18 protein-coding genes and 1 pseudogene are annotated in these 16,156 nt (G+C 60.1%); 3 read left to right on the plus strand and 16 right to left on the minus strand.

What is annotated here, in order from left to right; genetic code table 11:
• Positions 1 to 56 precede the first annotated feature (56 nt).
• The 11 genes and pseudogenes from PG5_RS35500 to ubiE form a co-directional block, all read right to left on the minus strand.
• Positions 57 to 920: a methyl-accepting chemotaxis protein gene (locus tag PG5_RS35500; protein ID WP_371106624.1), complete on the minus strand. Its 864-nt coding sequence runs from the start codon at positions 918 to 920 to the stop codon at positions 57 to 59.
• A pseudogene (locus PG5_RS35505) lies at positions 912 to 1,973 on the minus strand (methyl-accepting chemotaxis protein); the annotation flags it as partial. The pseudogene PG5_RS35505 and the gene PG5_RS35500, both read right to left, overlap by 9 nt.
• A gap of 181 nt (positions 1,974 to 2,154) precedes the next feature.
• Positions 2,155 to 2,862: a 16S rRNA (uracil(1498)-N(3))-methyltransferase gene (locus PG5_RS30935; RefSeq protein ID WP_020801010.1), complete on the minus strand. Its 708-nt coding sequence runs from the start codon at positions 2,860 to 2,862 to the stop codon at positions 2,155 to 2,157.
• A complete protein-coding gene (gene tatC, locus PG5_RS30940) occupies positions 2,859 to 3,653 on the minus strand; it encodes a twin-arginine translocase subunit TatC (RefSeq protein WP_008058092.1) in 795 nt (264 codons plus the stop codon). Before tatC ends, PG5_RS30935 begins: the two co-directional genes overlap by 4 nt.
• The gene (gene tatB / locus PG5_RS30945) at positions 3,650 to 4,075 is read right to left on the minus strand and encodes a Sec-independent protein translocase protein TatB (protein WP_020801011.1); all 426 of its coding nucleotides are present in this window, start codon (positions 4,073 to 4,075) and stop codon (positions 3,650 to 3,652) included. The genes tatC and tatB overlap by 4 nt, the downstream gene beginning before the upstream one ends.
• A gap of 10 nt (positions 4,076 to 4,085) precedes the next feature.
• Complete coding sequence (locus PG5_RS30950; protein ID WP_020801012.1) at positions 4,086 to 4,358, minus strand: twin-arginine translocase TatA/TatE family subunit; 273 nt, start codon at positions 4,356 to 4,358, stop codon at positions 4,086 to 4,088.
• 25 nt (positions 4,359 to 4,383) lie between these two features.
• Entirely contained in the window at positions 4,384 to 4,716 is a 333-nt protein-coding gene (locus PG5_RS30955; RefSeq protein ID WP_020801013.1) for a phosphoribosyl-ATP diphosphatase, read from the minus strand.
• The gene (gene hisI, locus PG5_RS30960) at positions 4,709 to 5,110 is read right to left on the minus strand and encodes a phosphoribosyl-AMP cyclohydrolase (RefSeq protein WP_033045332.1); all 402 of its coding nucleotides are present in this window, start codon (positions 5,108 to 5,110) and stop codon (positions 4,709 to 4,711) included. Before hisI ends, PG5_RS30955 begins: the two co-directional genes overlap by 8 nt.
• 80 nt (positions 5,111 to 5,190) lie before the next feature.
• A complete protein-coding gene (gene ubiB, locus PG5_RS30965; protein WP_020801015.1) occupies positions 5,191 to 6,795 on the minus strand; it encodes a ubiquinone biosynthesis regulatory protein kinase UbiB in 1,605 nt (534 codons plus the stop codon).
• The gene (locus PG5_RS30970; protein WP_020801016.1) at positions 6,792 to 7,415 is read right to left on the minus strand and encodes an SCP2 domain-containing protein; all 624 of its coding nucleotides are present in this window, start codon (positions 7,413 to 7,415) and stop codon (positions 6,792 to 6,794) included. Before PG5_RS30970 ends, ubiB begins: the two co-directional genes overlap by 4 nt.
• On the minus strand, positions 7,415 to 8,185 hold the full coding sequence (gene ubiE, locus PG5_RS30975) for a bifunctional demethylmenaquinone methyltransferase/2-methoxy-6-polyprenyl-1,4-benzoquinol methylase UbiE (protein ID WP_033045331.1): 771 nt from the start codon (positions 8,183 to 8,185) through the stop codon (positions 7,415 to 7,417). The genes PG5_RS30970 and ubiE overlap by 1 nt, the downstream gene beginning before the upstream one ends.
• A 155-nt stretch (positions 8,186 to 8,340) precedes the next feature.
• Between ubiE and PG5_RS30980 the strand changes: the two genes are divergently transcribed.
• The 3 genes from PG5_RS30980 (at position 8,341) to PG5_RS30990 (ending at position 10,152) form a co-directional block, all read left to right on the plus strand.
• Positions 8,341 to 8,616, plus strand: coding sequence for a polyhydroxyalkanoic acid system family protein (locus PG5_RS30980; RefSeq protein ID WP_020801018.1), 276 nt, complete (start codon positions 8,341 to 8,343; stop codon positions 8,614 to 8,616).
• A gap of 245 nt (positions 8,617 to 8,861) precedes the next feature.
• Positions 8,862 to 9,284, plus strand: coding sequence for a phasin family protein (locus PG5_RS30985; protein WP_020801019.1), 423 nt, complete (start codon positions 8,862 to 8,864; stop codon positions 9,282 to 9,284).
• Positions 9,285 to 9,294: 10 nt separating this feature from the next.
• Positions 9,295 to 10,152 carry a phasin family protein gene (locus tag PG5_RS30990; protein ID WP_020801020.1) on the plus strand — a complete coding sequence of 286 codons (858 nt, stop codon included), beginning with the start codon at positions 9,295 to 9,297 and terminating at the stop codon, positions 10,150 to 10,152.
• Positions 10,153 to 10,293: 141 nt separating this feature from the next.
• Here the strand turns inward: PG5_RS30990 and PG5_RS30995 are convergent, their stop codons facing one another.
• The 5 genes from PG5_RS30995 to PG5_RS31015 all read right to left on the minus strand — a co-directional run bounded on the left by PG5_RS30995 (position 10,294) and on the right by PG5_RS31015 (position 16,107).
• Positions 10,294 to 10,911, minus strand: a complete 618-nt coding sequence (locus PG5_RS30995; RefSeq protein WP_020801021.1) for a TetR/AcrR family transcriptional regulator — start codon at positions 10,909 to 10,911, stop codon at positions 10,294 to 10,296.
• Between the two features lie 57 nt (positions 10,912 to 10,968).
• Entirely contained in the window at positions 10,969 to 12,651 is a 1,683-nt protein-coding gene (phaC, locus tag PG5_RS31000) for a class II poly(R)-hydroxyalkanoic acid synthase (RefSeq protein ID WP_020801022.1), read from the minus strand.
• Positions 12,652 to 12,779: 128 nt separating this feature from the next.
• A complete protein-coding gene (gene phaZ, locus PG5_RS31005) occupies positions 12,780 to 13,634 on the minus strand; it encodes a poly(3-hydroxyalkanoate) depolymerase (protein WP_020801023.1) in 855 nt (284 codons plus the stop codon).
• A 157-nt stretch (positions 13,635 to 13,791) separates the two neighbouring features.
• A complete protein-coding gene (gene phaC, locus PG5_RS31010; protein ID WP_020801024.1) occupies positions 13,792 to 15,471 on the minus strand; it encodes a class II poly(R)-hydroxyalkanoic acid synthase in 1,680 nt (559 codons plus the stop codon).
• 258 nt (positions 15,472 to 15,729) lie between these two features.
• Entirely contained in the window at positions 15,730 to 16,107 is a 378-nt protein-coding gene (locus PG5_RS31015; protein ID WP_008058116.1) for a gamma-butyrobetaine hydroxylase-like domain-containing protein, read from the minus strand.
• Positions 16,108 to 16,156: the final 49 nt, after the last annotated feature.

The raw sequence follows: 16,156 nt of genomic DNA on the forward strand, positions 1-16,156 counted from the left end.
GCCTGCTCGCGAAGGCATCACCTCGGTCCCAGGCGAACCGAGGCTCTCGCATCACCTCAAACCCTGAACTTGCCCACCAGCATCTGCAAATGCGTCCCCAATCGCGCCAGCTCGATGCTGGACGCCGCCGTCTCTTCACTCGCAGCCGACGTCTGGTCCGACACATCACGCACGTTCAGCACGCTTCGGTTGATCTCTTCGGCCACGGCGCTCTGTTGTTCAGCCGCGGCGGCAATCTGTTGGTTCATCGCCTGGATCGCCGACACCGTGCGTGTGATGTTTTCAAGTGAGCCGCCGGCGCGACGGGTCAGTTCCACGCTGCTGTCGGTCAGGGCGCGACTGTTGTCCATGATGTTGGCCACGTGCTGGGTGCCGCTTTGCAGGCCGACGATCAGCTCTTCGATTTCTTCCGTGGACTTCTGGGTACGCTGGGCCAGGCTGCGCACTTCATCAGCGACCACGGCAAAACCGCGCCCCGCCTCACCGGCACGGGCGGCTTCAATAGCCGCGTTGAGCGCCAGCAGGTTGGTTTGTTGGGCCACCGACTTGATCACGTCGAGCACGCTGCCGATCTTGTCGCTTTCGCGCTTGAGCTCGCCCATGGCCTCGGTGGAGTGACCCACTTCCTTGGCCAGGCGCTCGATCTGCGCGATGGCTTCGCCGACTACCTTGTCACCTTCGCGGGCCTGCTGGTCGGCTGCTACAGCGGCCTCCGAGGCTTCCTCAGCGTTGCGTGCGACTTCCTGCACCGTTGCGGTCATCTCGTTCATGGCGGTCGCCACCTGATCGGTCTCGACCTTCTGGCTGTTGACCCCGGCGCTGGTCTGTTCGGTGACGGCCGACAGTTCCTCGGCGGCGCTGGCGATCTGCGTGACGCCGTCGCTGATGCCGCCGATCAATTCGCGCAGGCCTTGGGTCATGCTCTGAATGGCGCGCTGCAGTTGGCCAAGTTCATCCTGGCGACGGGACACCAGGTTGTGGGTCAGGTCGCCGGCGGCGATGCGTTCGGCCGCCTTGAGGGTCTGGTTCAGCGGAATCACGATCTGCCGGGTGATGGCCCAGGCGGCAAACAGGCCTATGACCAAGGCCAGGAGGGTGGCCAGCAACAGCATGTTCTTGGCGTGCGCTACGTCGGTATCGCGCACCAGGGTTTGCGAGACGGTGAGCTTCTTGCTGACGTCGAGCAGAATCTCGCCTTGGGCAGCCATATGTTTGAATGCATCGGCGCTGGCGGTCTGGGAATCGTGGTATTGGATGACCGCGGCGCGGTAAGCCCTGAGCGAGTCTGTTGCTTGCTGCAAGTTAGCGATGTGTTGTTCTGGCAGCTTCGACGGCAGGCTTTGCAGATATTTCAGGGCGTTGTCGATGGCGTCCAGCGCTGGCTGTTCTGCCTCGGCCTTGCCGCTATAGGTGTAGCCACGCACCTGAAAGCGCGCTTGCTGGATCAATTTGCTCAAGTCGATCACGCTGTTGAACTGCGCCACGCTGTCGCCTTGCAGCAGGGATTGTTCGACTTCGGCGACTTTGGCCACGGCATTGTCGGCGGTGGCGCCCAATTTGCTGCGAGCATCTTCGCGACTGGCGCTGATCTGGGTCATGGACGCGAAAGCTTGCTTGTACTGGCTGACGGCGGCCAATTGCTGGTCGACCATGGTCACGTCGGCGGGTTGCTCGATCATCCGGCGAGCCGCTTGCAGGCTGGTGTCGAGCTTGCCCAGCAAATCGTTGACGGCGCCAGGGCCTTGTTCGCCGCGGCGCATTTCGTAATCCAGGCGGGCGATGCGCAGGTCTTTGGTCATCCCGTTGATATCGGAAATGAACCCCAGCGTATCACCGCGACGGGTGACGTCGCTCAGGCCGGTCCAGCCCGTGAAGGTGATCAGCATCGTCAGCAGCAGCACAAGACCGAAGCCGACGCCCAGCTTGCGGTTTACGCTTACGTTCCCCAGTTTATCGGCTAGCGATTGGTACATGCTGCAACTCTCCCGGAGCAAACATTGGTTTCATGGGAGGTATATCGGCAGGCGGGGGAAATCCTGTAGGAGCGAGCATGCTCGCGAAGGTCGTTAACGATGACGCTGGCTGCCTGAAACCCTGCGGCGCTCTGTTGGCCATCGCGAGCATGCTCGCTCCTACAGGGGGGGCGGTGTTTGGTTAGAAGAGCCGGGCGAGCAGCGCGGTAACGGCAGTTTCCACGCGCAGGATGCGCTCGCCCAGCTGCACCGGTTGCAGGCCGGACTTGCCCAGCAAGTCGATCTCGTAGGGGATCCAGCCACCCTCCGGGCCGATGGCCAGGGTCACGGGCTCGGTGAGGGCGCGGGGGCAGGGCGGGTATTGGCCTGGATGACCAACCAGGCCGAGAGTGCCCTCGGTAATGGCAGGCAGGCGATCTTCGACGAACGGCTTGAAGCGTTTCTCGATCACGACTTGCGGCAACACGCTGTCCCTGGCTTGTTCGAGGCCCAGGATCAATTGCTCGCGAATGGCCTCGGGCTCCAGGAACGGTGTCTGCCAGAAGCTCTTCTCGACGCGATAGCTGTTCACCAGCACGACCCGTGGCACACCCATGGCCGCGACGGTCTGGAACACCCTGCGCAGCATCTTGGGCCGCGGCAGGGCCAGGATCAGGGTCAATGGCAGTTTGGCGGGTGGGGGTTGGTCGAGGGTGACGCGCAGTTCCGCCTCGTTGGCGTCCAGGCGCAACACCTCGGCCGAGCCCATCAAGCCGCCGATGCGGCCGACCCGCATGCTGTCACCCACTTCACAGCGATGGACTTCCTGCATGTGGGTCAACCGCCGATCACGCAGCACAACCCGGTCGGCCGCAATGAAGTCAGCCTCTTCAAGGAGCAGCAGGTTCACGGTTGGGTCGCTGGCGGCTGGTCGTTGTTATCGTCGGCAGGCTGGTCGTCCGGATGTTCGCCACGCTTGCTGATCAGGCTGCCGAACAGGATGCCGATCTCGAACAGCAGCCACATCGGTACGGCCAGCAGGGTCTGCGAGAAAATGTCCGGCGGGGTCAGGATCATGCCGACGACGAAGCAGCCGATGATCACGTAAGGACGGATCTTCTTCAGGTACTTTACGTCGACCACGCCGATCCACACCAGCAGCACCACGGCCACCGGGATTTCGAACGCCACGCCGAAGGCGAAGAACAGCGTCATGACGAAATCGAGATAACTGGTGATGTCGGTCATCATTTCCACGCCGGCCGGGGTGGCGGCGGCGAAGAATTTGAAGATCAGCGGGAACACCAGGAAATAGGCGAACGCCATGCCGGCATAGAACAGCACGATGCTCGAACACAGCAACGGCACCGCGATGCGTTTCTCATGCTTGTACAGACCCGGTGCGATAAAGCCCCAGATCTGGTGCAGGATCACCGGAATCGCCAGGAACAGCGACACCATCATGGTCAGCTTCAGTGGCGTCAGGAACGGCGACGACACATCCGTGGCAATCATCGTCGCACCGGCTGGCAGGTAGGCCCGCAGCGGTGTCGAGACGAAGGTGTAGATTTGCTGGGTAAAGGCGAACAGCCCGGCAAAGATGATGAAGATCGCCGCTACGCAGCGTAGCAGGCGGGTACGCAACTCGGTGAGGTGCGAAACCAGCGGCATGTGCTGGTCGTTTTCAGGAAGATCGCTCATGGGGCTCGCGGCGGCAATGTTGGGTCTTGAGGGGTCGGCGCAACGGGCGCCGCCGCAGGTGCAACGGGTTCGACCGGGGTCGTTGCGACAGGTACAGCTTCGACGGGCGCAGATTCAACGACTGGCGCATGAATCGTCGGCGACGCTGCAGGCTCGACAGGTGTCGGTTGCTGCTGGGTCGGCGAGAAGATCTTGCGGGCCTCCTGCTCAAGCGACAGGATGTGCTCGTTGTGCAGTTGCCGACGAATCTCGTCGGCACCGATTTCACGTTCAACTTCCTGTTTGATTGCGTTGAAGCTGCGCTTGAGGCGGCCAACCCACAGGCCGGCGGTACGCGCAGCGCCCGGCAGGCGCTCGGGGCCCAGCACCAGCAGGGCGACGAGGCCAACGAGCAGCAGTTCAGAGAAGCTGATACCAAACATTAGTCAGTGCTCACGAGTCTTTGCGGATCGGCTCTTCGACTTTTTGCGCCTGCACGTCGATGGTGTGCGGCTGGTTAACAGTGGCCTGTGGCTGAACCGGCGGAACCGGTTGGGCCGGAGTCGCGGTCGGGTCGGCCGGTTTTTCGTCGTCGTTCATGGCCTTGCGAAAGCCCTTGATGGACTCGCCGACGTCGGTGCCGAGGTTTTTCAGTTTCTTGGTGCCGAATACCAGTACCACGACAACCAGGATGACGACCCAGTGTTTCCAGTCAAAAATGCCCATGCTGCTGCTCCTCTCTAATAGTTATTCAGGCGGACGGGCGCGAGGCTTTCTCGGCGTGTCCGGACAGACCGAAGCGACGGTCCAGTTCATCGAGTACAGCCTGGGGATGCTGCCCCAATTGGGCGAGCATGACCATGCTGTGGAACCATAAATCGGCGGTTTCGTAGATCACATCGCTGCAGTCGCCGCTGATGGCGGCGTCCTTGGCGGCAATGATGGTCTCTACTGACTCTTCGCCAACTTTTTCCAGAATCTTGTTCAAGCCCTTGTGGTACAGGCTGGCGACGTACGAGCTGTCGGCGGCGGCGCCTTTGCGCTCTTCCAGCACCTGGGCCAGACGGATCAACGTGTCACTCATGTTTGTGTCCTGCGCAATAGATGGCGTGCGGATCTTTCAGGACCGGGTCGACAGTCGTCCAGTCGCCGTTCTCGAAAACACGGTAGAAGCAGCTCTGGCGCCCGGTATGACAGGCAATGTCGCCAATCTGCTCGACCATCAGGATGATCACGTCGGCGTCGCAGTCCAGGCGCATCTCATGCAGGGTCTGCACATGACCGGACTCTTCGCCCTTGCGCCACAGCTTGCCGCGCGAGCGCGACCAGTAGATGGCGCGGTTCTCGGCAGCCGTCAGTTCCAGTGCTTCGCGGTTCATCCAGGCCATCATCAGGACGCGCCCGGTCTTGTGGTCCTGGGCAATCGCCGGCACCAGGCCGTCGGCGTCCCATTTGATCTCGTCCAGCCAGTTTTTCATCTTCGACTCCGACAGCAAGCCCGACACATCATTAGTCGGGCTCAACGTTGAAACAGTGTGCCAGTGCGCAGCACAACTGGCTATCGGCGAACGACCAGATACAAGCCGACCGCCATCATGATGCCCGCTGGCCAATAGGCCAGATCGTTCAATGGCCCGCCCGCGGCGAGGATCGCGCCACCGGCCAGATGGGCCGTACCGAGCAGGCGCAGGAACCAGTCGTCGCGGCGTCGATGCCAGGGTGGCGGCGGATCGTTGGCATGGGGCTGGGACAGGCGTTCGAGCAGGTCACGGGTCATATTGGCCAAGTGCGGGATCTGTTCGATCTGGGATTGCACGTTGCCAAACAAGGCTTTGGGACTGACGCGGTCACGCATCCAGCGCTCGAGGAAGGGTTGCGCGGTGTTCCACAGGTCGAGGTCCGGGTACAGCTGGCGGCCCAGGCCTTCGATGTTCAACAGGGTTTTTTGCAACAGGACAAGTTGCGGCTGCACTTCCATGTTGAAGCGACGAGCTGTCTGGAACAGGCGCATCAGCACTTGGCCGAAGGAAATATCTTTTAACGGTTTTTCGAAGATCGGTTCGCAGACCGTCCGGATCGCCGCTTCGAATTCGTTGAGTTTGGTTTCTGCCGGCACCCAGCCCGAATCGATGTGCAGCTGTGCCACTCGCCGGTAATCGCGCTTGAAGAACGCGAACAGGTTGCGCGCCAGGTAATCCTGGTCCTGGGGGGTAAGGCTGCCGACGATACCGCAGTCGATCGCGATGTATTGCGGGCTCCACGGCTGCACCGTGCTGACGAAGATGTTGCCGGGGTGCATGTCGGCATGGAAGAAGCTGTCGCGAAACACTTGGGTGAAGAAGATCTCCACGCCGCGTTCGGCGAGCATTTTCATGTCGGTGCGTTGGTCCGCCAGGGTCGCGAGGTCGGTCACCTGGATGCCGTAGATACGCTCCATCACCAGCACTTTCGGCCGGCACCAGTCCCAATAGACTTGTGGTACGTACAGCAGTGGCGAACCCTCGAAGTTGCGCTTGAGCTGGCTGGCGTTGGCCGCTTCGCGCAGCAGGTCGAGTTCGTCGTAGATGGTTTTTTCGTAGTCCTGGACCACGTCCACCGGGTGCAGCAGGCGCGCATCGGCCGAGAGTTTTTCGGCGGCGCGGGCGAGGATGAACAGCCACGCCAGGTCTTGCGCGATCACTGGTTTGAGGCCAGGCCGGATCACCTTGACCACGACTTCCTCGCCGGTTTTCAGCTGTGCAGCGTGCACTTGGGCCACCGATGCCGAGGCCAGTGGTTCGACGTCGAAGCGGCTGAACACTTCGCTGATTTTCTTGCCCAGCTGCTCTTCGATCAGATTGACCGACACTTGCGAGTCGAACGGCGGCACGCGGTCCTGCAGCATCATCAGCTCATCGGCGATGTCTTCGGGCAGCAGGTCGCGGCGGGTGGACAGGATCTGCCCGAACTTGATGAAAATCGGCCCCAGGTCCTGCAGCGCCAAGCGCAATCGTGCGCCACGACTCAGGTCCAGCGTCTTGCGCGGGAACCAGCGCCACGGCAAGGCGTAACGCAGCACCAGGAGAAACCAGGGCAGCGGCAGGGCGAACAGCAGGTCATCGAGGCGGTAGCGGATCACGACGCGCTGGATGCGCAACAAACGGCGGACGGCAAGCAGCTTCATGCGTTATCGCTTGGGTCGAGGGATCGGGAAAGGCGCTCGAAACGCGCCTCGAGACGTTCCAGATCGAGTTTGATCTGGTCCAGTTCACTGAATCGGGCTTCGGCTTCGCGCTGACCGACGAGGGTACGTGATTCTTCAGCCAGGTATTCGCCCAGGTTCTGGCCGAGGCTGGCGAATCCTTGCTGATACCAGCGGGCACGGCTGCGCAGATGACCGCCGACCAATTGCGTGGCGACAGGGCCAAGCCAGCGCGAGAGTTCGTACTCCCAATCCAGCTCGAGGTCCTGGAGGATCGCCGCCAGTTCCAGCAATACACCGCTGTCGCCGTCGAGCTCGACTTCGGGTGCATGCAGTACCGAAGTCTTGTCTTTGCTCATCGCCAGTTTCAGCAGGCTCGAGGCCGGTGCGCGCAGGGTGCAGTCGGCGCCGGTTTCCCATTGGGACGCGAGCATCAGGCCTTCATCGCTGGGCAGGATGAACACTTGCAGCGCCGGGCTGCGGCAGTCGACGGCAATCACCTTGCCGGCCAAATGTGCCAGCCGCGGCAGTGCCGTGCTGTCGAGACGCAGCACTCGGTTCAGGCCGAGCTCAACGCTGGCGAGCAGGCCGGCGAGCAGCATCAGGGCTTGATGCCACGGTGCAGGGCGACGATGCCTGCGGTCATGTTGTGATAGGTCACGCGGTCGAAGCCGGCCTCGACCATCATCGATTTCAGGGTTTCCTGGTTCGGGTGCATGCGGATCGATTCGGCCAGGTAGCGATAGCTTTCCGAGTCGTTGGTGATCAGCTTGCCCATCAGTGGCATGAAGGCGAACGAGTAGGCGTCGTAGGCCTTGGACATCAGCGCGTTGGTCGGCTTGGAGAACTCCAGCACCAGCAGGCGACCGCCAGGCTTGAGCACGCGCAGCATCGAACGCAGGGCGTCTTCCTTGTGCGTGACGTTGCGCAGGCCGAAGGCGATGGTCACGCAGTCGAAATGGTTGTCCGGGAACGGCAGTTTTTCCGCATCGGCCTGGACGAATTCGACATTGCCGGCCACACCCAGGTCCAGCAGGCGGTCACGACCGACCTTGAGCATGGATTCGTTGATGTCGGCCAGCACCACCTGGCCAGTCGGGCCAACGAGGTGCGAGAACTTGCGGGTCAGGTCACCCGTGCCGCCGGCGATGTCCAGCACCCGGTTACCTGTGCGCACGCCCGACAGTTCGATTGCGAAACGCTTCCACAGACGGTGCATGCCGCCCGACAGGAGGTCGTTCATCAGGTCGTACTTGGCGGCTACGGAGTGAAAAACCTCAGCGACTTTTTCCGCTTTCTGGCTTTCCGGAACGTTTTTGAAGCCGAAGTGAGTGGTGGGTTCGGCATCGTTGCCTTTGCGCTGATCAGTCATATCGCTGTCACCAAAAGAGAATGCGCGACATTCTAATCCCCAAGGCATGCTTTGTCTTGGCAAGGCTGAAGGTAAGATGGGCAACCATCGGGACGTTTTGACGCAGCAGAGGTCAAGATGCCTCAGGATCGCCCCCATAAAGCAGGAGTCATTTGATGGCCCATATTAGTGTTGAACGTGCCCATGGCCTGGGTAAGGAAGCGGCCCGCGAGAAGGCCGACAAGCTGGCGCAGAAACTTTTCGATCAGTATGGCCTGGAACCGCAGTGGTCTGGCGACACCTTGAACCTCAAGCGCTCCGGTGTGAAAGGTGCGGTGCATGTCACTGAAGACTCGATCAAGGTCGATGTGGAGTTGGGCCTGATGATGTCGGCCATGAGCGGCATGATCAAAGCGGAAATCGAAAAGGCGCTCGATAAAGCGTTGGTCTGATTTCTGGTTGGAATGAGATCCCCTGTGGGAGCGAGCCTGCTCGCGAAAGCCATGTGTCATTCGATATGTATATTGACTGGCCTGACGCCTTCGCGAGCAGGCTCGCTCCCACAGTTTGATTTGCGGTGCGTCCAAGCATGTATGTCAGTTGTTAGGGTGCCGTTTCTAATTTTTCTCCCTACTTTGTGCCGGAGCCCGACACTTTCGCGGGCAATTCCTCAAACCTTCTGCGCGTGAGGTGGACCATGGCCAAAGTTATTTTGAAGAAAAAAATCGACGCATCGACGACCGCTCTGCATGACGTCAAATCGTATGCCCGCAGGATCTGGCTGGCAGGCCTGGGTGCCTACACCAAGGTCGGCCAAGAGGGTAGCGAGTACTTTCAAGAGCTGATCAAGGCTGGGCAAGCAGTTGAAACCAAAGGCAAAAAAGCAGTTGCCCAGAAGCTTGAAGCAGCCAATGCCGAGATCGACGAAGCCAAGAGTGAAGTGAGCACTTTCAAAGGCAAGGTCGAAGTTCAGCTCGACAAAGTCGAGAGAGCGTTCGACACGCGTGTCGCAAGTACCTTGAATCGCATCGGCATTCCGTCTAAACATGACGTTGAGACACTCTCTGCCAAGCTCGATGAGCTGACGGCACTGCTCGAACGCGTCGCGCGTAAATCTTAAGGAGAACGGGATGGCTGGTAAAAAGAACACCGAAAAAGAAAGCAGCTCGTGGATCGGAAAAGTCGAAGACTACTCCCGCAAAATCTGGCTGGCTGGTTTAGGCGTGTACTCGAAGATCGACACTGACGGCAGCAAACTCTTCGACTCGCTGGTAAAGGACGGCGAGAAAGCCGAGAAGCTGACCAAGAGCGCTGTTGGCAAGACTGTCGACGCCGCCAAGGACTCCGCATCGTCGGCCAAGTCGCGCATCAGCGGCGTAAAAGATCGTGCACTGGGCAAGTGGGATGAGCTGGAAGGGGCTTTCGACAAGCGCCTGAACAGCGCCATTTCGCGCCTGGGCGTGCCGAGCCGCAATGAAGTCAAGGCTCTGCACAGCAAGGTCGATACCCTGACCAAGCAAATCGAAAAACTTACCGGTGCCAAGGTTGCGCCTGTTGCGGCGAAAACCGCGGCAGCCAAACCAGCCGCTAAACCGGCTGCCAAAACCGCAGCCAAGCCATTGGCCAAAGCGGCGGCCAAACCGGCTGCAAAAACTGCTGCCGCCAAGCCAGCCGCCGCCAAGCCAGCTGCAAAATCAGCGGCCAAACCGGCAGCTGCTAAAACCGCCGCCAAGCCTGCAGCGAAAACCGCTGCCGCTAAACCGGCAGCCAAGCCAGCGGCAAAACCTGCTGCAGCGAAGAAACCAGCAGTGAAAAAACCGGCGGCTCCGAAAGCTGCCGCAGCCAAACCAGCAGAGGCTACCGCCAAACCGGCAACTCCGGTGACTTCGGCAGCTGTGGCAAGCACTTCGAACTCCGCTTCCGCGCCGACCCCTGCTGTAACCCAGACTGCCGCGTCAGCTCCATCGACGCCAACCAGTCAGTCCTGATAGTTCAGGGCTCAAAAAAACGCCCGGCCTGCCAAGGTCGGGCGTTTTTGTTTGAGGCTTGAATAGATCGCAGCCTGCGGCAGCTCCTACAGGTCAATGCGATCCAATGTAGGAGCTGCCGCAGGCTGCGATCTTTTGATCTTAATGCTCCTCCAGGTACTGCATCGCCATCTGCTCAGTCGCCGCCTTGATCGAGGGCAACAGATGCGGCGCCACCAGCATCATGATCTGGTAGACCACCAACCGAACTTCGCCTTCACGGCCCAGAATCCGCTGATAGTCCAGTGAGAACAGCAGCGTCAGGGTGATCTGCTCCACCAATTGCCCCAGCGCCTGGGTGTCGCTGACCAATTGCCCCAAGGCCTTCAGTCGAGCCAGCAGCGACGCCAGTGTGCGCTTGAGCGCATTGAGCAAGTTGCGAATACCCTTGGCCAGTTTCGGCAGGCGCCCGGCCAGATTCGACAGGTCCTGGAACAGGAAGCGATAGTGTGACAGGCGCTCGACGATCAGGTGCAGGAACAGCCAGTAATCCTCAGGAGCCAGTTCGACGTCGGCCGGAGGATCGAGCAACGGGGACAGTTCGGCCTGGAAACGTTCGAACAGGCCGAGAATCAGCGGCTCCTTGCCGTGGAAGTGGTAATACAGATTGCCCGGGCTGATGCCCATTTCGTTGGCGACTTCCATGGTGGAAACATTCGGTTCGCCCTTCTCATTGAACAACTGCAGGGCACATTCGAGTATCCGTTCGCGGGTTTTCATCCAGTCTTCTTATGATCGGGTCATGCCACGGCCGTTAAAGGCCGCGGTCGTTGAACATCAGCGCACGCGCACGTAAGTCCCGGGCGCCGCCTCCATCGGTGGATAATTCTGATTGCCGAGGGCCATGTGGGTTTCTTTTTGCGCGCCCGAGCGCTCCTGAATCCAGCCCAGCCATTGCGTCCACCAGCTACCGTCGACGGGCTTGGCGTCGTAGTACCAGGCCCTGGGGTCGCTGCTTAGTTTTGCACCTTCGAGGTAGTTGGCTTTCGGATTGTTCGGCGGGTTGAGAATGCTCTGCACATGACCGCTGTTGGCCAGGACAAAGCGACGCTCGCCACCGAGCAACAGGGTTGAGCGATACACCGCGTCCCACGGCGTGATGTGATCGTTGATGCCGGCCACGCTGAAACTGTCGACGGTGACCTTTTGCAAGTCGATCGGGGTGCCGCACACTTCCAGGCCACCCGGATGGCTCAGCGGGTTGTGCTTGAAGAAGTCCAGCAAGTCACCATGCAGGGCGGCCGGGAGGCGTGTGTTGTCATTGTTCCAGTAGAGAATGTCGAACGCCGGTGGCTCCTTGCCCATCAGGTAATTGTTGACGAAGTAGCTCCAGATCAAATCGTTGGGGCGCATCCAGGCGAAAACCTTGGCCATGTCGCGGCCTTCCAGCACACCTTTCTGGTAGGAGCGGCGCTTGGCCGCCTCCAGGGTCTGTTCGTCGGCGAAGAGTGTGGCCGGGCTGTCCAGTTGGCTGTCGAGCAGGCTCACCAGGTACGTCGCGCTGGAGACGCGGCGCAGCTGTCGCTTGGCTTGCAAGTGGCCCTGCAGGGCAGCAATGGTCAGCCCGCCAGCGCAGGCGCCCATCAGGTTGACCTCGCGCGCGCCGGTGATTGCCCGGCAGACATTCATGGCTTCTTCCACCGCTTCGACGTAGGTCGACAGGCCCCATTCGCGGTGACGTACATCCGGATTGCGCCAGCTGATGACGAAGGTTTGCAGGCCGTTCTTGAGCGCGAACTGGACGAAGCTGTTATGGGGGCTGAGGTCAAAAATGTAGTACTTGTTGATCTGTGGCGGCACCACCAGCAGCGGTTTGGAATACTGCTTTTCGCTCATCGGCTTGTATTGGATCAGCTCCAGCAGCTCGTTGCGAAACACCACGGCGCCGGTGGTGGTGGCGACGGTCTTGCCAACCTCGAATGCATGCCTGGTGACTTGCCGGGGCAAGCCATCGTTGTGCAAGAGGTCATCGACCAGATGGCCGATCCCGCGCACCAGGCTGTTGCCGCCGGAGTTGAAGATTTCCTTGATCGCCAGCGGATTGAGCAGGCTGTTGGACGGCGACACGGCATCGTTGAGCAGGGCGAACGCGAAGTGCGCACGGGCGCGGTCATCCGGGCTCATGTTGCTTTCGTCGATCCAGCTCTTGACCTGCTTCTGCCAGCTCAGGTACGCCTGCAGGCTGCGACGATAAAAGGGATTGAGACTCCACGCCGGATCGTCGAAGCGACGGTCTTGCGGGTTGGTGGGATGCAGGGTGTCGCCCAGCAACACGCGTCCCAGTTGACCACCCAGTTTCAAGGCGTGTCGCGCGGTGTGCACGGGGTGGCGCAGGCCATGGGCGGCGACACTGCGCAAAGTCGAAACCAGATCCCGGCCACGCAGGCCGGTAATCGCACTTTGTGCGTTGATGAACTTGGCGGGGGTGGGTAGTGACTCCCTCGCAGGTTTATCGCGCATGTCTCAACACTCCTTCGTCTTCAGGCTAAACACAAAACACCGAACCAGAACACCATAGACGCTGTAGCAGGTTGTTGCGCGGTGCGATGTCCTGCCACCTCCTCTTTGCCATACAAGAAATGAGCCGCTCAGCCACCCAGTGGCGCCGGATGCGGGTGCATCACCGCACGCTGGCGCTCCTCTTCAAGGAACTTCATGATGATCGGTGCCACCGCTTCAGCCCGGGTGATCAAGAACAGATGGCCGTCGTCGATGATGTGCAGTTGGGCATTGGGGATCCGCCAGGCCAGCAAGCGCATGTTGACCAACGGAATCAAGGGGTCGTCGTCGCCGGCCAGGACCAGGGTCGGCTGATTGATCTTGTGCAGCCAGTGGATGCTGGTCCAGCCGAAGCCGGCGAACAGTTGCCAGTAGTAACCGAGCTTGCCCGCCGAACGGACCTTTGCCGCATGGCTTGCAGCCAGCGTCGGGTCGCGACGGAACGAGCCGCCGTAGATCATCGGCGCAATGCGGATCACGTGGGATGGCTGGATGTACCGTCGTGGGCTGGCCATCATCCACAAGACTTTCGGCTTGCCCGGCACCATCACCGTACCCGCGGCTGTCGCTGCCAGGACCAGCTTCTTGCACCGCTCTGGATAGTCATAGGCGAACTGTTGCGCAAGGGCGCCACCCCATGACACGCCGATCACGTTGACTCGCCCGTAATCGAGGTAGTCGAGCATGCGTGCCGTGAGCTTTGCCAGGCCTGGGAAACGATATGGACGATTGGGCGTCGATGAACCGCCAACACCGGGTACGTCGAAGGCGATGACTTCGAGGTCCGGGTCCAGCGCTGCGACGAACGGAAACACCAGCTCCAGGTTGGCGCCGATGCCGTTGAAAATCAGCAAGGGCGTCAAGTGAGGCTTGCCGGGGCGCACCGCCGTGCGGAGGGTCTGGCCATCCAGGTCGACGGTGCGGAATATGAACGGTTGCGGCATGCTTCTAGCCCTGTTTATGAATTCATCCCCGAACCCCTGTAGGAGCGAGCCTGCTCGCGAAGGACGTTAACGATAACGCGTGCTGTCTGAGTTAACGCGTTGTCCTCACTTTTTCGCGAGCAGGCTCGCTCCTACAGGTGAAGGCGGGGTGTGTCAGTTACCGTTCGTGCACGTACGTGCCTGGCGCCGCTTCACCTGCCGGATACGCCTTGCTGCCCAGTTTTGTCGGGGACTTTTTCAGCTCGCCCGAGCGTTGGGCCTGCCAGGCCTGCCAGTGCAGCCACCAGGAATCTGTATGCTTGGTGGCATTCGCTTGCCATTCATCGGCATTTTCCGCCACTTCGGTGCTGGTCATGTAGCGCGATTTCGGATTGCCCGGCGGGTTCAGGATGCTCTGGATATGCCCGCTGCTCGACAGCACGAATTCAACGTTGCCGCCAAACAGTTGCGCCGACTTGTAGCAGGACTTCCACGGGGTGATGTGGTCGTTGGTGCCGGCCAGGGAAAAGATGTCGGCCGTCACCTGCTTGAGGTCGATGGGGGTGCCGCACACTTCCAGTGCATTCGGGCGAATCAGTGGGTTATTTTTGAACAGTTCGATCAGGTCGCCGTGGAACGCCGCGGGCAACCGTGTGGTGTCGTTGTTCCAGAACAGGATGTCGAACACCGGCGGTTCGTTGCCTAGCAGGTAATTGTTGACCCAGTAGTTCCAGATCAGATCGTTGGGGCGCATCCAGGCGAAGACCTTCGCCATGTCGCGGCCTTCCAGTACGCCGGCCTGGTACGAGTGGCGCTTGGCGGCTTCAAGGGTCTGTTCATTGACGAACAGGGCGACGTCGCTGTCGAGGGTGGTATCAAGCACGCTCACCAGCAAGGTCAGGGCGTTGACCTTGTTTTCGCCAATCGCCGCGTAATGGCCCAGCAGCGCAGTGCAAGTGATGCCGCCGGAGCAGGCCCCGAGCATGTTCACGTCTTTGCTGCCGGTGATCGCGGTAACGACGTCAACCGCTTCCTTGAGGGCTTCGATGTAGGTCGACAGGCCCCACTCTCGCTGTTCCTTGGTGGGATTTCGCCAGCTGACGATGAACGTTTGCACGTTGTTGCGCAGGCAGAACCGCGCCAGGCTCTTGTCCGGGCTCAGGTCGAAAACGTAGAACTTGTTGATCTGCGGCGGCACCACCAGCAGCGGGCGTTCGTATACCTGCTCGGTGGTCGGCTTGTACTGGATCAGTTCCAGCACATCGTTGCGAAACACCACCGCGCCTTCGGTCACGCCCAGGCTCTTGCCGACCTCGAATGCACCCATGTTGACCTGGCTCGGCATGCCGCCGTTGTGTACCAGATCCTTGGCCAGGTGCGAGAGGCCGTCGAGCAGGCTTTTGCCACCGGTTTCGAAAAAGCGTTTGACTGCCGCCGGGTTGGCCGCGGTGTTGGTCGGCGCCATGGCTTCGGTCATGAGGTTGATCACGAAGTGCCCACGCGCCACATCCTTGGGGGCGAGGTTACTTTCATCGATCCAGTCGTGGAGTTCCTTGCGCCACGCCAGGTAGGTTTGCAAATAACGTTTATAGAGCGGGTTCTGGCTCCAGGCCGGATCGGCGAAGCGACGGTCATCGCTGGTCGGTTGCAGCCCGGATTTACCCAGCAGTACGTTCTTGAGTTCAAGACCAAAGTGCGCGACATGTTTGACGCTGTGCACCGGTTGCTTGATGGCCTGCCTAAGCACCATTCGAGCAGAAGCCAGTAGATCCTTTCCACGCAGCCCAACGACAGGATTAAGCCCCAAGGTGTTTTCAGAGGCTTGATACTTCAACTCATCGTTACTCTTGTTACTCATCTACGACGCTCCATTGCCCTGAGACGAGTACCTTGGTCCAGCTGTGTAGTCACACAGCAATTGCCAGGTACTACTGCTCGGGTGACCTTTGATTCTGCATCACTGCTTTTTTAATTCAGAGAGCACTGCAGGGACCTTGCCAGTCCATTGGTTACCCGAGTTTAATTTTTTTCGCAAGCGGGCCAGGCGTCGACCCTGAAGCCGAGCATTCAAACAGATGGAATTAGAAAATGCCCTCTAAAGAGCAAGAGGCGCAGGCTAGAGCATCAGCTTGACGACAGATTCGTTCGGGTCGCGGGTTTTTCCTGCGGCTTTTAGCTCGGCAAGATAATCGTCCCAAAGCGCGTCATGACGTCGCCCCAGTTCGTAGAGGTATTCCCAGGTGAACAGGCCGCTGTCGTGGCCATCGTCAAAGGTCAGTTTCAGTGCGTACTGACCGGCGGGTTCTATCTTGCTCAGTCCTACGTTGATCTTGCCAAATTGCAGGATGGGTTTGCCGTGGCCCTGGACCTCGGCGGAAGGAGAGTGCACGCGCAGGAACTCGGCGGGCAGGGTGTATTCCTCGCCGGACGCGTATTTGAGCGTCAGGGTTTTCGAGGCTTTGTGCAGCTTGATGTCGGTGGGGAGTTGGGTCATGACCGGATGTCCGTTTGTATGTGTGGCCTGACCCTTGTAGGAGCCGGCT

This window comes from Pseudomonas sp. G5(2012), from assembly GCF_000408945.1.
GTDB lineage: Bacteria > Pseudomonadota > Gammaproteobacteria > Pseudomonadales > Pseudomonadaceae > Aquipseudomonas > Aquipseudomonas umsongensis.

Coding starts and splice junctions, on each gene's coding strand:
- PG5_RS35500 (WP_371106624.1), bottom strand. CDS start 920: ATGACCCAAGGCCTGCGCGAATTGATCGGCGGCATCAGCGACGGCGTC.
- tatC (WP_008058092.1), bottom strand. CDS start 3,653: ATGAGCGATCTTCCTGAAAACGACCAGCACATGCCGCTGGTTTCGCAC.
- tatB (WP_020801011.1), bottom strand. CDS start 4,075: ATGTTTGGTATCAGCTTCTCTGAACTGCTGCTCGTTGGCCTCGTCGCC.
- PG5_RS30950 (WP_020801012.1), bottom strand. CDS start 4,358: ATGGGCATTTTTGACTGGAAACACTGGGTCGTCATCCTGGTTGTCGTG.
- PG5_RS30955 (WP_020801013.1), bottom strand. CDS start 4,716: ATGAGTGACACGTTGATCCGTCTGGCCCAGGTGCTGGAAGAGCGCAAA.
- hisI (WP_033045332.1), bottom strand. CDS start 5,110: ATGAAAAACTGGCTGGACGAGATCAAATGGGACGCCGACGGCCTGGTG.
- ubiB (WP_020801015.1), bottom strand. CDS start 6,795: ATGAAGCTGCTTGCCGTCCGCCGTTTGTTGCGCATCCAGCGCGTCGTG.
- PG5_RS30970 (WP_020801016.1), bottom strand. CDS start 7,415: ATGCTGCTCGCCGGCCTGCTCGCCAGCGTTGAGCTCGGCCTGAACCGA.
- ubiE (WP_033045331.1), bottom strand. CDS start 8,185: ATGACTGATCAGCGCAAAGGCAACGATGCCGAACCCACCACTCACTTC.
- PG5_RS30980 (WP_020801018.1), top strand. CDS start 8,341: ATGGCCCATATTAGTGTTGAACGTGCCCATGGCCTGGGTAAGGAAGCG.
- PG5_RS30985 (WP_020801019.1), top strand. CDS start 8,862: ATGGCCAAAGTTATTTTGAAGAAAAAAATCGACGCATCGACGACCGCT.
- PG5_RS30990 (WP_020801020.1), top strand. CDS start 9,295: ATGGCTGGTAAAAAGAACACCGAAAAAGAAAGCAGCTCGTGGATCGGA.
- PG5_RS30995 (WP_020801021.1), bottom strand. CDS start 10,911: ATGAAAACCCGCGAACGGATACTCGAATGTGCCCTGCAGTTGTTCAAT.
- phaC (WP_020801022.1), bottom strand. CDS start 12,651: ATGCGCGATAAACCTGCGAGGGAGTCACTACCCACCCCCGCCAAGTTC.
- phaZ (WP_020801023.1), bottom strand. CDS start 13,634: ATGCCGCAACCGTTCATATTCCGCACCGTCGACCTGGATGGCCAGACC.
- phaC (WP_020801024.1), bottom strand. CDS start 15,471: ATGAGTAACAAGAGTAACGATGAGTTGAAGTATCAAGCCTCTGAAAAC.
- PG5_RS31015 (WP_008058116.1), bottom strand. CDS start 16,107: ATGACCCAACTCCCCACCGACATCAAGCTGCACAAAGCCTCGAAAACC.